17 protein-coding genes are annotated in these 14,459 nt (G+C 28.4%); 12 read left to right on the forward strand and 5 right to left on the reverse strand.

The features are described 5' to 3' along the window. The first annotated feature begins 106 nt into the window (after positions 1-106). Entirely contained in the window at positions 107-700 is a 594-nt protein-coding gene (locus tag Q0997_RS09995; protein ID WP_299888242.1) for a hypothetical protein, read from the forward strand. A gap of 7 nt (positions 701-707) precedes the next feature. On the opposite strand, the gene Q0997_RS10000 is transcribed toward Q0997_RS09995, so the two are convergent. From Q0997_RS10000 to Q0997_RS10010, 3 genes are all read right to left on the reverse strand, one after another. After that, entirely contained in the window at positions 708-1,445 is a 738-nt protein-coding gene (locus Q0997_RS10000; protein WP_299888245.1) for a bifunctional 2-polyprenyl-6-hydroxyphenol methylase/3-demethylubiquinol 3-O-methyltransferase UbiG, read from the reverse strand. A 20-nt stretch (positions 1,446-1,465) separates the two neighbouring features. Continuing rightward, positions 1,466-2,302: a hypothetical protein gene (locus Q0997_RS10005; RefSeq protein ID WP_299888248.1), complete on the reverse strand. Its 837-nt coding sequence runs from the start codon at positions 2,300-2,302 to the stop codon at positions 1,466-1,468. A 104-nt stretch (positions 2,303-2,406) separates the two neighbouring features. Next, positions 2,407-2,799: a MotA/TolQ/ExbB proton channel family protein gene (locus tag Q0997_RS10010; RefSeq protein WP_299888251.1), complete on the reverse strand. Its 393-nt coding sequence runs from the start codon at positions 2,797-2,799 to the stop codon at positions 2,407-2,409. 200 nt (positions 2,800-2,999) lie between these two features. Between Q0997_RS10010 and Q0997_RS10015 the strand changes: the two genes are divergently transcribed. The 11 genes from Q0997_RS10015 (at position 3,000) to Q0997_RS10065 (ending at position 12,261) form a co-directional block, all read left to right on the forward strand. Next, positions 3,000-4,070, forward strand: coding sequence for a sensor histidine kinase (locus tag Q0997_RS10015; protein WP_299888254.1), 1,071 nt, complete (start codon positions 3,000-3,002; stop codon positions 4,068-4,070). Next, on the forward strand, positions 4,063-4,773 hold the full coding sequence (locus Q0997_RS10020) for a LytTR family DNA-binding domain-containing protein (protein WP_299888256.1): 711 nt from the start codon (positions 4,063-4,065) through the stop codon (positions 4,771-4,773). Before Q0997_RS10015 ends, Q0997_RS10020 begins: the two co-directional genes overlap by 8 nt. A gap of 436 nt (positions 4,774-5,209) precedes the next feature. Beyond that, positions 5,210-5,659: a hypothetical protein gene (locus Q0997_RS10025; RefSeq protein ID WP_299888258.1), complete on the forward strand. Its 450-nt coding sequence runs from the start codon at positions 5,210-5,212 to the stop codon at positions 5,657-5,659. 228 nt (positions 5,660-5,887) lie between these two features. Continuing rightward, positions 5,888-6,877 (forward strand): phosphotransferase, encoded by a 990-nt coding sequence (locus Q0997_RS10030; RefSeq protein WP_299888260.1) that lies wholly within the window; start codon positions 5,888-5,890, stop codon positions 6,875-6,877. A gap of 189 nt (positions 6,878-7,066) precedes the next feature. Then, positions 7,067-7,573, forward strand: coding sequence for a cupin domain-containing protein (locus Q0997_RS10035; protein WP_299888262.1), 507 nt, complete (start codon positions 7,067-7,069; stop codon positions 7,571-7,573). Between the two features lie 158 nt (positions 7,574-7,731). Then, positions 7,732-8,232 carry a hypothetical protein gene (locus Q0997_RS10040; RefSeq protein WP_299888265.1) on the forward strand — a complete coding sequence of 167 codons (501 nt, stop codon included), beginning with the start codon at positions 7,732-7,734 and terminating at the stop codon, positions 8,230-8,232. Positions 8,233-8,284: 52 nt separating this feature from the next. After that, positions 8,285-8,848 carry a DUF6090 family protein gene (locus Q0997_RS10045; protein ID WP_299888267.1) on the forward strand — a complete coding sequence of 188 codons (564 nt, stop codon included), beginning with the start codon at positions 8,285-8,287 and terminating at the stop codon, positions 8,846-8,848. Between the two features lie 162 nt (positions 8,849-9,010). Next, on the forward strand, positions 9,011-10,342 hold the full coding sequence (locus tag Q0997_RS10050) for a hypothetical protein (protein ID WP_299888269.1): 1,332 nt from the start codon (positions 9,011-9,013) through the stop codon (positions 10,340-10,342). 223 nt (positions 10,343-10,565) lie between these two features. Beyond that, positions 10,566-10,949 carry a DUF1801 domain-containing protein gene (locus tag Q0997_RS10055; RefSeq protein ID WP_299888272.1) on the forward strand — a complete coding sequence of 128 codons (384 nt, stop codon included), beginning with the start codon at positions 10,566-10,568 and terminating at the stop codon, positions 10,947-10,949. A 165-nt stretch (positions 10,950-11,114) separates the two neighbouring features. Beyond that, positions 11,115-11,510, forward strand: a complete 396-nt coding sequence (locus tag Q0997_RS10060) for a hypothetical protein (RefSeq protein WP_299888274.1) — start codon at positions 11,115-11,117, stop codon at positions 11,508-11,510. A 52-nt stretch (positions 11,511-11,562) separates the two neighbouring features. Further along, complete coding sequence (locus Q0997_RS10065; protein ID WP_299888276.1) at positions 11,563-12,261, forward strand: YARHG domain-containing protein; 699 nt, start codon at positions 11,563-11,565, stop codon at positions 12,259-12,261. A gap of 245 nt (positions 12,262-12,506) precedes the next feature. On the opposite strand, the gene Q0997_RS10070 is transcribed toward Q0997_RS10065, so the two are convergent. Together Q0997_RS10070 and Q0997_RS10075 are read right to left on the reverse strand one after the other, a co-directional pair. Continuing rightward, positions 12,507-13,262, reverse strand: a complete 756-nt coding sequence (locus Q0997_RS10070; RefSeq protein WP_299888277.1) for a LytTR family DNA-binding domain-containing protein — start codon at positions 13,260-13,262, stop codon at positions 12,507-12,509. A gap of 2 nt (positions 13,263-13,264) precedes the next feature. Beyond that, positions 13,265-14,350, reverse strand: coding sequence for a sensor histidine kinase (locus tag Q0997_RS10075; RefSeq protein WP_299888280.1), 1,086 nt, complete (start codon positions 14,348-14,350; stop codon positions 13,265-13,267). Between the last annotated feature and the right edge of the window lie 109 nt (positions 14,351-14,459).

The raw sequence follows: 14,459 nt of genomic DNA on the forward strand, positions 1-14,459 counted from the left end.
AACAGAACAACTGTTTTCACCCTTTATTAAAACCCTAAAAAACATACGTTTATCTAAAACCTAGCGTTTTAAATTAATAATCAAATTCTATTGATTAAATTTAAGTATGCAAACAGTTTTTAATTTACTATCTAATAACGAGCAATCTTACTCGCAAGCACATTTTACAAAAGTACTAGTTAATCAAAATTGGGTATTAGTAAATAAAATTAGTGAAGCCAAAACTATTTATGTTTTTCAAGAGGATAATACTTTAGTACAAAAAACAAATACTACAATATCTAAAGCTAAATGGCATTATGTTAATGAGAACTACATTAGAATTACTGATGAAGATGGCAGTATTAATGTTATAAAAATGAGTTTTAGAGATGATGATATTTTAACCTTAGACATCGATAGAAAATCTAACGAGCTAGCCGTTTTTATTAATGAAAGCGCTAATGAAATAGGCTTTAACTGTTATGATGACATTACAGATTATCTTCATGATAAATACTTAAACAAAGCAAAGAATATTATTTATAATCACCAGTATTACTATATTAATAAATCTGAAGAGTTTGGTCCTTTCACAGCAAAGCAAATTATAGACAAAACAAATCGTGGGCTTTTAAATAACCAATGTTTTATAAGAGAAACAAATGATTATGACTATTCTAAAAGACTAAGAATTATTGATTTATTTGATGCTATTTAAGCTCACTTTACTTCTTTCCTACTACAATTGTAGATAGACCAACACTATTAAAAATAACTTTATCAACTACTTTAAATAAAGGTACTAACTTATTATAAAGTTTCATTTGTCCACCAGGAATACTTTCTTTTTTCATTAAACTTCCTGTTACATACCAACCTAGAATACCAATAAAATTAAAGTGTTGTTTATGAATAATTTTAAAACTATTCGTTTTAAAGACTTTAGCCAACTTAGATTTTGTATACCTACGGTAATGTCCTAATTCTGTATCGAACTTATTAAAAAGCCCTTGATACGATGGCACTAAAATAACTAAATGCCCATCTTTTTTTAGTAGTTTTTTACAGTTTTTAATAGCTAAATTATCATCTTTAATATGTTCAACTACATTTAATGCAAAAACGGTATCATACTGCTCTAAATGGTTTTTAAATTTTTTATCAAACTCAACATCTGTTAAATTCATAACTTCGGAGCCTAAAAAATTTGAATATTGATTAAAATTACGGTTTAGTTTTTCAAAATAATTTTGCCTAATATCTGTTAATACCATTTCAAAACCATCTTCTAGAAAAAAAGTTGAAATATTACCTATACCACTTCCAATTTCTAATGTTTTCCCTTTGCAAAAAGGCTTAATGGTTTCATACATCCACCTATTAAACTTATCTGCTTTGGCAATAACATCTAACGTTGCTTCTCCAATAGCATCATTTTCTTCAAACTTTATTTCTTTAGGCATAAAAATGTATTCTTGTAATTCTAATTTGATTTATAAAAATCGTATTTGGCCAATTCTATAGCCACGATAGCTTCCCATTTCTCTTGCGTTTCTTGCTTTAAGCCATGCTTAGTCTCTTCGTCGTAGGCTTGTTGTCTTTTCTTATAATCAAAAAACACAGTAGAAAAAATAGCGCTAGCTTTTCCAGAAGCTGTAGAAGTAATATTAGAGTCTGACAATGCTTTTCTAAGTATTCTAGAGTAGATTTCTGTAATATCAAAATGGATTTGTTCATGTTTTAAAACATAATCATTACGTCCCTCTGGCAACACCCAACTTTTATCTGTATTAAAAACGGTCTGCACAAATAATTTACTATTTTTAAACACACTAATACTGCTTGACTCGTAACCAAAACCAGAATGCGTAACTGCTAAAGCATTTGGAAATTGTAATGTATCTGGCCGACCTTTAAAATCGTCCCATGTTAATTTTCTATTTGATGACCATGTAATTTCTTTCTCATAATCTTTAGGGTTATCTACTTTATAGATATTAGCCCATAGTCTATCGCATGTACTCAAACTATTTGCTGGCTTGTATTTTGTTATTTTAACCAAATTAGCACCAGCTTTTCTTGCCAATATTTTTAAATTTTTAACACCTTCATAATAGGAACAGTTATTTGAAAATCCATTATCTATTGCTTTAATTTCCCCTATTAATTCTGCGCTAACCTTTTGCTCGTCTACAACAGAAAGCACTACAACTAAGGTGTTCTCATCTAATGCCGGTAAAGTTTTAACTATATTAGATTTTAATTTGGGTGCACATGAAATTACGCTTAAAAACACCAGCAATAATAACGTTTTTTTCATATTTAATTTTTACCAAAAATAAAAAGAAAAAACGAACCTTTATGATACAGTATCAAAAAGATTCGCTTTATAAATTAGTCTATTTTAAATGACTTTGTTTTAGATTATTCTGCTTGTACCCATCTCAAAACTAATATTCCAATTCTAGAAATCACAAAAGTAATTAACCCAAAAGTAGCTGTTAATAAAGATACTTTAAGTCCTCCAGCAAAAATTGCTGGATTTGCTTCCCCTAAAGCTTGTAAAGAATCAAAAGCAGTAATTATTCCTATTATTGATCCTAAGAAACCTAAAACTAAACCTAAAAGCCCAGAATCACTTGTAAGCTTTAACATTTTTTTAGATTGTCCGTTATTATTTTTAAGATTCAAAAAGCCTTTAATAATAAAGAATACAGATAATAATAAGCAAATTAAAATAAGTGACATAAATAATGGTCCGCCCTCGTTAAAACGGTCTATAAATTGAATTGCGAGTAAAGTGTTTGTTAATTGCATAGTCTATAAATTTAGTTATTGTTTTTTGATTATGTAGCAAAACTATAAAGGATATCAAAGCAGAATTATTTTTTGCGACTAGTAACTGGATTAACTAGCTATTTAACATGTTGCTAAAACCAGACTTAAATCTGTCATTCGTCTACAAAACCAAGAATCACAATAAAAAAATATTATTATTGTACTACTATTTATAAATAATGCTAACAAAGAAATTCATTTTAAAAAAAATAGGCCAAGGATTACTTCATATTCTTTTTTGGTTTGGAGTTTTATTATTCTACACCTTTTATTTTGGAGTTGGTAGCTATCACTATGTAAATGCCTTATCATTTTCTCTTTTTTTAATGCCAGTAACCATTACTACTACTTATGTTTCTATTTATAAACTTATCCCCGATTATTTAAACACTAAACGTTATTTACTTTTTACATTATATAGTACATACACATTAATAATTTCTACATATTTAATATTCCTTTCTGTATTTTTTAGTATTACTTTTTTATTAGATTTTGAATATGATAAAATGGGGCCTATTAACAGAAACTTACTCTTTGTAATAACCGGTGTTTTTTTAGTAGTTATAATTGTCAGTGCATTTAAACTATTAAAAGAGAATTTAAAAAACAGCGCAAAAACTAATGCTTTAGAAAAAAAAATATTAGAGACTCAACTAAAATTAAAAGAGCAAGAACTCAATTATTTAAAAATGCAAATTCACCCACATTTCTTATTTAATACTTTAAATACTATGTATGGTTTTGCCTTAAAAAAAGCAGATGAAACACCAGAAATGATATTAAAACTTTCTAATTTATTAGACTATTTATTATATCAAGTAGACAAACCTTTTGTAAGTTTAACCGAAGAAATAAATCATCTAAAAGATTATATAGCACTAGAACAATTACGCTTTAATGACACCTTAGAAATTTCTTTTTCGTCTAATGTCATTAAAGACACAATTAAAATAGCTCCAATGTTATTAATACCTTTTGTTGAAAACAGCTTTAAGCATGGTTTTATAAAAAATGGAACGCTTAAAGTTAATATTACTATTTCTTGTAAGGATGCTGTATTAGTTTTCAATATAAAAAACACTGCACTCAATAATATTAATAATGCTTATGGTATTGGTTTAAATAATATTAAAAAGAGATTAGAATTATTATATAAAGACCATTACAATCTTAATATTAATGAAAAGGATAATTACTTTGAAGTAAAACTAAAATTAAATACTAAAAACTTAATACCAAATGTCTAAATCAATCTCTTGCATTATTGTGGATGATGAACTTATTGCAAGAGAAATTATTGCTACGCACCTCTCTAAAATTAAAAATATAGAAATAATACAAAGTTGCAGTAATGCTATTGAAGCCTTTAATTGTATTAGTAATAATACAATTGATTTGGTTTTTCTAGATATTAATATGCCTGAAATATCTGGTATTGCATTTGCCAAATCAATAAATAAAGATATTAAAGTTATTTTCACAACTGCATATAGAGATTATGCTGTAGAAGGTTTTGAATTACAAGCAGTAGATTATTTATTAAAACCTATTGCTTTTGAGCGCTTATTAAAAGCAGTAAATGCGTATTTTGATGTTTATAAATCTAAAGATCAAGTATCTAACAAGACAGAAGCATCTGTTGATTTTATGTTTGTACGATCTGATAGACGCATGCTTAAAATTGATTTCTCAAGTATTATTTACGTTGAAAGCTATAGCGATTATATAAAAATTCATTTACCAAATAAAACTATTGTAACAAGAGAAACTATAAGTGCTATTGAAGCTAAGTTACCTAAACAGCAATTTATACGTATACATCGTTCGTATATTATATCTTTAAAACATATCACTGCTTTTACTAATGAGCATATTACTATTAATACTATAGCATTGCCAATAAGTAGAAGTTATAAAAAGGAAGTTCTAAAATTATTAGAACAGTATTAATTAAAAAATAATGTAACTATTTCTAAACAATTAGAAATAAACATTAAGAAAACATAATTTATTTAATAAATTAGTAAATATACAGGAGAGAGATAGTTACCTATGGTTACTATATATCCTTGTTGTATGCAATTTAAAAAAATGAGAGTATTAAGTATAATTTTAGTCTTATTAGTAGTTTGTTCCTGTCAATTAAAAAAGGAATCTAAAAAACTGAACTGCATTCAAAAAAAGATTATGTTTTAGAAGAAGATGATGGAATATTTGCTGAAGTATTTGACTCTACAAATGTAAACCCAAATCGATATACAGAGAACAATACTATTTATCGAGAAGATGCAGAATTTATCTACTCATTGGTTTGTATTTGCTAAATTAGGTGGTGATACACATAACTAATCTTATACAATTACGTTAGCACAAATTAAAAACTAGAATGGGAATATTTGACATCTTTAAGAAAAAACCAAAGTTTAATGATGAAGTATTTGGAGAATTAGGGTATACCATATTCAAAGATCCTTCAAAAAATTTTTATGCCGGAGAAGTTACCTTTCAAGGAAAATTGATCGGAATTAGTCTTAACGCAGATGAAAATGGACCAACAAATGATCAAAAAGAATTCTTTAAAAAATTGGATAAGGAATACTCTAATATCAAAGAGAGTCTAATATTACCTTTCTTAAAGAAAGAACTAGAAGATAATATTGATGACACAGGACTTAATAATTTCGATAATGAGTTCAAGTTTGACGGAATTTCAATCGGACGAATTAAAAATGAAAAAACTGAATGGTCAATAACCTATGATTCAAAACCAATGAGGCACTATGTTTCAATTGACTTTGAAGAAATGGAACCTAAGCATATGACCATTGACGGATAAAAAACAACTTGTGCTAACACGATATATAACAAATAGGGCGGTTAGTGTTTAACCGAAAAGATAGTTGTCAATTTGCAAAGTCACCAAATCTTTTGTATTTGGTATTAATAAAGAAAAATTAAAACAAAACACAAAAGTTTTGGCTTGTGGTTAAACCGAAAATAATAGCTTGTTTCCTGCACTACTTGTCATATATTTAACGTTAGCCACAATTAGAAAAAAATGACAATGTTTCCAGTTATAGCCTCTACAATTTCAGAAAAAGAATTAGGCGAATTTGCAAAAGAAAGATACGGACTTAATGAAAATTATGACTGTAAACTATTTAGGACAGGGATGAACCATACTTATTTTCTTTCGGACAACGAAACAAAATATGTTCTAAGAATTTATAGCCATAATTGGAGGTCAAAATCTGATATTATTGCAGAGATAGAGCTATTAAACTTATTAAAAGAGAATAATTTAAGTGTCTCTTTTCCAATTCAAGATAGAAATGGAGATTTTATTCAAGAAATAAATGCACCAGAAGGAATTAGATACATAGTTCTTTTTTCGTTTGCAAAAGGAGAGAAAATTAGATTTACCAACAAAGAAACTTGTTTTGTAATTGGTTCATTAATGGCTAAAATCCATAATCTTACATCAAACACAACCATCGACCGAATTTCTTATGATAAAGAGTCACTTATAAAATTACCTTATGAACACTTAAAAGAGCACTTTTCAGAGAAATTACCAGAAATGGAATTTATTAAAGGGATTGATCAATTCTTTAAAAAAACTGATTTTGAAAACAGTAGAAATGGAGTCGTACATATGGATATTTGGTATGATAATATGGCGATAACTAATGAAAAGGAAATTACATTTTACGATTTTGATTTTTGTGGGAATGGAATACAAATTTTAGATGTTGGCTATTTTTGCAAACAACTATTTCACATTGAAACTGACAAGAAAGAATACGAATTAAAAATGAATCATTTTTTAGAAGGTTATCAAAGTATTAGACCATTATCTGATGATGAATTGAAATTAATTCCTAAAGCAGGATTAGCTGTTTTTGTTTTTTATCTTGGTGTTCAAGCACAAAGGTTTGATTGGTCGAATATCTTTTTATCTGAAAACTATCTCAAAATATTTTATGTAGGAAGACTCAAGTCCTGGATTGAATATAATAATATCGAAAAAATAACTGTGGTTAACAATGTATAAAAACATAGGGCATTACTGTTAAATCAAATGCTCTGTAAATATTTACAAAGTTAGCCAAATATAAAATTTGGTGTTTATAGGAGAAAAGATACAAGCAAAACATTTATTTTAGCTAACTAACAGACCGAAACGAAAGTGCTTATCACCTGCCCTACGTTTCTTATACTAAACGTTAGCAACAATATTGGCATGAATAAATCTATTAATGACTTAATTTCTAAACTAGAATTAAAACCACATCCTGAAGGTGGTTTTTTTAGAGAAACTTATCGTAGCAATGGAGAAATTAATAAAGACAGTCTAGATCAAGACTATAAAGGAAATAGAAACTATTCTACATGTATTTATTTTCTATTAACCTCAGACAACTTTTCTGCATTTCATAGAATAAAACAAGATGAAATTTGGCATTTTTATGATGGCTCTCCCATAAATCTACATATCATTTCTAATATAGGAGTATATACCAATCACGCCATTGGTATAGATTTTCAAAAAGGAGAAGTCCCGCAATTTGTTGTTCCCGGAGGAAGTTGGTTTGCTGCGGAAGTTGTAAATCAAAATGACTATTCTCTTATTGGCTGCACAGTATCGCCTGGGTTTAACTTTGAAGACTTTGAATTAAAATCTAGAAATGATTTAATAGCCTTATTTCCTGATAAAGAAGAAATTATCTCAAGGTTAACCCATCATTAAAATACAATTAGCAACAACTTGTAAAATAAATTACTTCTGAATTTCCTAAACCGAAATTCCTACGAATTAATTAACTTAGCTACTAAGTGGAAAATGAATAACGCCCCTTTCCTTAACTAAATCATAGATAAAAATGTTAACGGCAAGTTGACTAAAAAATGAAAATAGAGATATTACCAAACGAAGGATTTAAATTTAACTCTGATATTTTCTATTGGAATGATGACAGAAAATTAGTTAGAGAAAAACTAAAGAATCAACACAAAGAAGATGATAAATTGATTGAAATGCCTCAATTTTTCAATGGTGATACAAGTTATGATATTGACCAAAAAAGAGATGTTTATCAAGACACCAGCGGAACGAAAAATTGTTTCCTTTTAAGTTATGACAAAGACAATCAACTTATTGAATTAGAAGTTCATTCGGGAATTAAAGTTTGGATTGATAATATCGCGCTGGAGTTTGAAAAGGATATTAAAATTTATTTAAATCAACTGAATTCAAAAGGATATGACTTTAAAGAAGTTGAGCAAGGAAATTATTTGTTTGAAAAACTAAAAATAACAATTGCCGATTCTGAATCGATAGGTGGAGATGGAAACGGATTGTCTTACCTTTATTCAGGACAAAGTATTGAACATTTGATTGATAATTAAAAACCTGTGTCTTACACGATGTATAAAACAAAATTGAGTAAAAAAACTATAAATGAAACAATTAAATCATATAATTAAAGAAACTGTTCCGGTAATAATTGGAATTTTGATTGCTTTATTTATCAATAACTGGAACGAGGATAGAAAGGATAAAAAGTATCTGAATCAAATATTTTCATCAATCCAAAAGGAACTAGAAGAAAGTCTCCTAGATATAGAAAGAGTAATTCCAAAGCAAATGGCATCTGCAGACAGCATACAGAAATACTTGAATAACGAAAAAGTCTCTATATACGATGTAATTACTAGAGCTAATGGTGTTCATGCCGCAAGAATAAAAACGAATGCATGGAAGGCTATTGCTAATTCTAAAATTGAATTGATAGCATATGATAAACTATCTACATTAGCAAATATTGAAGATAGAAAAGAAAATCTAAGATGGAGGCTTGAAAAACAAATGGATTTTATGTTTCAAAACATGGAAAAGACTGATAAGGCAAAGAAGCAAATGCTAATGATGACAATTTTAGATATAGTTGGTGCAGAAAAAGAGCTACAATCTGAAATCGAAGACCTATTAAAAAATGAAGCTATTCTCAATAACAATAATTAAAAGAGAAAGTTCATAAGGCGGAACCAATAGCACTGCATATAAAAAATAGCGGTTAAAGTCCTTAAGTTAAAAAACATAAATTAAAGATAATTGTATAACCGAAAATTATTGCGTAAAATACGCTACTTTTCATACACCAAACGTTACCGCCAATTCCCTAAAATGAAAAAAACGATATTATTTATAATCCTGAGCGCTATATTACTGAGTTGTAATGCTCAAGTAAACACTGAAAACAATAAAGAAAAAATCAAAAAAGCACAAACAGAAATTACCCCAGCTCTTGAATATTTTTTATCTGATTGCTTAGTAAATAAAGATTGTAACGACTGCGTAGAAGATTTAGTTTCTAAAGCAAAAAATGAATATCAAAAATATCTAATTGGAGGAGCTTTATACACTATTGACTCAAAGACCTCTTATAAATTACATAAATCAGCTTATGAAAAGTACCCAAATGAACTAAACTTTAATTTAGAATATGCAATTGAAAGTCATAGAATTGGTGATTACCAAACCGCAATTAAGCATTACGAAGTTTATAAGCAGGCAATAGAAAAAGATTACAGAGTTGATGTTTGGTTAAGTGAATGCTATTTAAATATAGATAATTATCCAAAAGCAATTGAACATTGGAAGAAAGCAAATCATCCAAAAAATAATACAGGAATTGACAAAGCTATTTATATCATCCACGGACAAGTTGACCAAATTAAAAAACGTTCAGATTTAATAGCCAAAACTAAATCTAAAGATTCTAAAAGCGCATACGAGTTGATATTTCTAGATATGAATTGGGAATTAGATTGGTGGAATAATAATATTCAAGAATACTTTTTAGAAAAAGATATAAATACAATTAAAAGTACTTTTGGTCCTAATAGTAAAGAATACTTACAACTATCTGCTTATAAAAAAATTAAGCACCTATCTAAAAAATCAAATTATAAAGATTCTATTAAAACGGCATTACTAGATTCGAAATTGATTCTTGACAATGCTCCAATGCCAATTAACGGAAAAGTCGCTTCAGATTTACTAAGAATTTCATTTATCAACAGATTACTTGATGAAAAAAAGTTCTTTGAAAAGAGAGGTCAAGAAATGATTAATTTAGCCGACAAATATAAAGATGAAGAGCTTCTTAATATTTATGCATACCTAGAATCTGTTGCTACTGGACACGTTTCTGAACAAACAGATAAAAAAGGGTGGAACGAATACCAAAGTGAGAAATTTGCGATAAGCTATTTTATAGGATTAGCAAACAAAAACAAATATGATAACCCTGATTTAGAAAAAGCTTTGGCTGACTTTCCTAATTCCTCAAAAATTCATTGGGTAAAACTTAATTGTGCAAAAATTGAAGGGAAAGATATAAAGACTGATTTAATAGAGGTTTTGAAAAAGGAATTCAAAACTTTAGGTTCTGACCAGAATAAATATTCTTATGGACTGAAAAACTATTTTTATTTACTAGAAACCGAAATATAACTAAAAGTACAATCTAAGGAGAACAAAAAATAAAAACCATTACTAACAACACATTTAATTAATTGCCGGATGTTGTTTAATGATTATCACTTAAATTCGGCAGAATTTACTCTACACTGCTACTTTTTGCTATCTTAGTGCATACCTACAAACTTAGACAAAGATGTTGTAACACCTATCAAAACGAACGAATCTAACTTTCGATAATTAAAAACTAAAAGAAATGGGTAAAAAAGGATCAATGCCAAATTTCAAGACCATTGACGACTATATTAATAGTCAATCTCTAGAAGCTCAATTAATTTTGCAAGAGCTAAGAAACTTGATAAAGGAAACTGTTCCAGAAACGGTTGAAATACAAAATTATAAAGTTCCTTCTTTTACACTTATTCCAGGAACTAAACCCGAAAAACAAATAATGATAGTAGCCTATGCTAAATATGTTAGCTTTTATCCTTATCAAGCTACAGTTGAACATTTTATAGACGAGCTAAAAAGCTTTGAATTAGGTAAAGGAACTATTAAGTTTCCTTTTAACAAACCTTTACCAAAACAACTTATTAAGAGAATGGTAATTTTTAGAAAGGAAGAGCTTTTAAATAAATAAGAAGATTACAAAACACATGCTACAACAAGTATAAAGCCAATTCTTGAAGACTTTCCAATTGCAAAATCTAACGAGACTAAACAATGAACATTTCTTTTTTGCTATCTTAGTAATTGAAGTGACGAGTCATACACAAAACATTGTAACCAATAAAAAAGAATCACAATGAAAGACATCTCTGGAATCGATGAAAATGGCAATCCTAAAAATGGCCCTTTTAAACTATTCTTCAAGAACGGACTTATCTCTTGTCAAGGTGAGTTCGACAACGGAAAGAAATCAGGAAAGTGGAAATACTTTCTAAACAATGGCCAGATGCAATCCTCTGGCAGTTTCAAGGACGGAAAGATTGTTGGTAAATGGAAATGGTTCTTCAAAAATGGCGAACCGCGTGGAACAGGCGGCTTCAACGATAAAGAACAAAAACACGGTGTATGGAAACGATATCATGCTAATGGCCAACTCTGGGACGAAGGTCGTTTTGAACACGGCAAAAAAACGGGCACTTGGAAAGTCTATAATGACGCTGGCGAACTCCTAAAGACACAAACTTTCAAGTAGCTAAACCACGTAATGAAATTATAAACATTTTTTAAGCTATTTGAGAAAAAATATGAGAATATTATTAATCTTAATATTTACTTCAAATTTCACTTTTGCCCAATATTGGGGAGGACAAGAAATTAATGAATCTGATTTAACTAATTGGATACCAAAATTAGAAATTGAATACGCTGGAACATATCATTTCGGAGAAAGTGAAAGTGAATCTGATTTTCACTTATTTTTCTCAGGAGATTGTATTATTGGACAAGTTCAAAATGGCTATTGGGAAGAAAATACTGGAATTTGGAAGAGTAATTATATAACTCTAACGAATATCTCGATAGATAAAAAAGGAAAACTTACTAGCGACCAACATTCTGGACAATTTATTAGATACAAAACAGAATCTGGTGACTACGCAAAAGGATTAAGAATTAATAACCCTTGGACCAGTTGGATTGAGGATAGTGAATTTGAAATTGGAACTAGAACTCAACTTAAGTTAGAAAACATCTATTATGGAAAGTATAGTAAAGCATCTTCTAGAAAATTAAACATTGATGAATTAAATCAAATGAGTTCACGAGATTTGAAATTAATGAGAAATGAAATTTTTGCTAGATATGGCTATACTTTTAAAAAAGGAGGCGAAATAGACAAGTATTTTAGAAAACAAGAATGGTATAAAGCTGAACATAAAAGTGTTCAACAATTTTTGACAGAAATTGAGTTGTATAATATTAAGCTAATTAAACAGAAAGAGTAAAACGGCTTACAACGCTGTATATAAAACAGAACTAATAAGTGCTAAATCGAAAAGTTTGTGTTTATTTACAAAATCCTCCAATTTTTTAAATTTAGCTTATAATATAGAAAAATTAAAAACAAAGCATAAAAATTAAACGCTGTATTTATCCAAAAAGGTAGTATCTTTTAGACGTTACGTTTCATAAACATATTAGCCTTCCTTCCACTTAAGGCCAGGTATAATTTAATTTGATCAGTATACTTTCAATTAAGACGCTTAGATATAATTTCTTTATATTTTCTACTAGAAATAATAACATCTGTATTAGCCATTGTAATCATGAAAGTATTATTATTTAAATACTTATAATCCTTTATAAAGCTGGTGTTAATTATAAATGAACGATGAACTCTAATAAAATTATTGGGCAATTGTTGCTCTAATAAATTTAGGGCTGCCCTGTAAAGTAACTTCTTCTCTTTTAAGTGCAATTCTGCATAGATAGTACTTGCTTCAATATAAAGAACCTCTTCTACATGTATTTTATACTCAAATCCTTTTTCTTTCAGACTGAATTCTGTTAAATGCGGCGATAGATTATTATTATATTCTTGATATAATGAAGTGAATTTTTGACTAAACTCTGCTTGTTGTCTTATTTCGACTTCATTTTTAGCACGCTGCAAAACTTCAAAAAAGCGATCGTCTTCATACGGTTTTAATAAATAGTCAAAAGCTTCTAATTCAAAGGCCTTAAGCGCATATTCATCATACGCCGTTGAAAATATGATTAGTGAATTTGTTGTTTTTAATTGAGCAGCAACCTCTACTCCACTAATTCCAGGCATATTAATATCTAAAAAAATAACACTTGGTGTTTGATGCTTTAAAAACTCAAGAACTTGCTTTCCGTTTTTGCACTCATAAATCACCTCCACATCTGAATCTTGTGAAATTAAGCTCTTTATATGTCTTCTTGCATGAGGTTCATCATCGACAATCAAAATAGATAAACGCATAGTTAATTTTTATTTTTAATAGTTATGGTTACTATATATTCATCAATTCCTTTTTTTGTATGTAAAATATAATTTTCTCCATAAACTTGCTGCAATCTCATGTCTAAATTTTGAAGTCCAAAATTAGTAGATACTGGAGCGTTTAATTTTTTGTTTTTAGCAATAGTATTAGATAAGCTAATTATAAAGTCACCCTCTTTTTTTAAAGCATTTAATTTAATAGTTCCTTTACTTTCAATATGTACAATGCCATGTTTAAAAGCATTTTCTATTAGGGGTTGAAGCACCAGAGTGGGCACCATTATTTCTCTTATTGCATCTTCAACATTTATCTGAACTTCTAATCTATCGTGAAAGCGTTCCTCTTCAATTTCTAAATAATTTTTAAAATAATCTAGTTCTTCATCAAAAGTTATAAGTTGTCGTTCTCTTTTGTCTAAAATTTTACGCAATAAATTAGTGACCTTAATAACCATAGATCTTGCTTTTTTATCATCGTAACCAATAAGTGTATTAAGTGTATGTAATGTATTAAATAAAAAGTGAGGGTCTAATTGATTTCTCAAAGTTTCTAGCTGTGAAATATGTAATTGATTTTCAAGTGAAATAACTTGTAAGTTTTGTTTTTGCAACGACTGATATCCATCTATTATCTTAAGAATTAAGCCTATAATAACAACATCAATGCAACGTATAATAATTGATTTTAAAATATAAGGCTGAAAATCAAGATAAGCATCAGATACACTAAAGTTCGAATAGATTAAAGGTATTGAGTAATAAATAACATTACTGATTACTAAATTAAATAGAACAAGTAAAACTAATGATATTAAGCGTTCAAGAACTTGTATTGATACTGATCTTTCTTTTTCTAAAGGCTTTATTAGTGCATTTATATAATCAAGTAATAAAGCCCATAAAATATAAATAGAGCTAAATAAAACTATGCGACGTATAAAAAAAATTGTATTAGTAATTTGTTCTGTATCATTTATTCGCATGATAACAGCTACCATAAAAAGTAATGCAGTTATGTAGACATATTTTTTAGGAAAACCTGTTTTAACTCGCCTTAAAATTTTCATAAGATAAAAGTAGTTAAATAAAATGTTGTTTGCCTAATTCTAAATTGCTATTAAAATCTTTAAATGTCACTCACAACAAAAGGTTTTTTAACATTGGACTTACTCAATA

The sequence above is a fragment of the uncultured Lacinutrix sp. genome, from assembly GCF_947500325.1.
GTDB lineage: Bacteria > Bacteroidota > Bacteroidia > Flavobacteriales > Flavobacteriaceae > Lacinutrix.

Coding starts and splice junctions, on each gene's coding strand:
- Q0997_RS10010 (WP_299888251.1), bottom strand. CDS start 2,799: ATGCAATTAACAAACACTTTACTCGCAATTCAATTTATAGACCGTTTT.
- Q0997_RS10005 (WP_299888248.1), bottom strand. CDS start 2,302: ATGAAAAAAACGTTATTATTGCTGGTGTTTTTAAGCGTAATTTCATGT.
- Q0997_RS10000 (WP_299888245.1), bottom strand. CDS start 1,445: ATGCCTAAAGAAATAAAGTTTGAAGAAAATGATGCTATTGGAGAAGCA.
- Q0997_RS10015 (WP_299888254.1), top strand. CDS start 3,000: ATGCTAACAAAGAAATTCATTTTAAAAAAAATAGGCCAAGGATTACTT.
- Q0997_RS10040 (WP_299888265.1), top strand. CDS start 7,732: ATGAAAATAGAGATATTACCAAACGAAGGATTTAAATTTAACTCTGAT.
- Q0997_RS10045 (WP_299888267.1), top strand. CDS start 8,285: ATGAAACAATTAAATCATATAATTAAAGAAACTGTTCCGGTAATAATT.
- Q0997_RS10070 (WP_299888277.1), bottom strand. CDS start 13,262: ATGCGTTTATCTATTTTGATTGTCGATGATGAACCTCATGCAAGAAGA.
- Q0997_RS09995 (WP_299888242.1), top strand. CDS start 107: ATGCAAACAGTTTTTAATTTACTATCTAATAACGAGCAATCTTACTCG.
- Q0997_RS10055 (WP_299888272.1), top strand. CDS start 10,566: ATGGGTAAAAAAGGATCAATGCCAAATTTCAAGACCATTGACGACTAT.
- Q0997_RS10020 (WP_299888256.1), top strand. CDS start 4,063: ATGTCTAAATCAATCTCTTGCATTATTGTGGATGATGAACTTATTGCA.
- Q0997_RS10030 (WP_299888260.1), top strand. CDS start 5,888: ATGTTTCCAGTTATAGCCTCTACAATTTCAGAAAAAGAATTAGGCGAA.
- Q0997_RS10035 (WP_299888262.1), top strand. CDS start 7,067: ATGAATAAATCTATTAATGACTTAATTTCTAAACTAGAATTAAAACCA.
- Q0997_RS10060 (WP_299888274.1), top strand. CDS start 11,115: ATGAAAGACATCTCTGGAATCGATGAAAATGGCAATCCTAAAAATGGC.
- Q0997_RS10065 (WP_299888276.1), top strand. CDS start 11,563: ATGAGAATATTATTAATCTTAATATTTACTTCAAATTTCACTTTTGCC.
- Q0997_RS10025 (WP_299888258.1), top strand. CDS start 5,210: ATGGGAATATTTGACATCTTTAAGAAAAAACCAAAGTTTAATGATGAA.
- Q0997_RS10075 (WP_299888280.1), bottom strand. CDS start 14,350: ATGAAAATTTTAAGGCGAGTTAAAACAGGTTTTCCTAAAAAATATGTC.
- Q0997_RS10050 (WP_299888269.1), top strand. CDS start 9,011: ATGAAAAAAACGATATTATTTATAATCCTGAGCGCTATATTACTGAGT.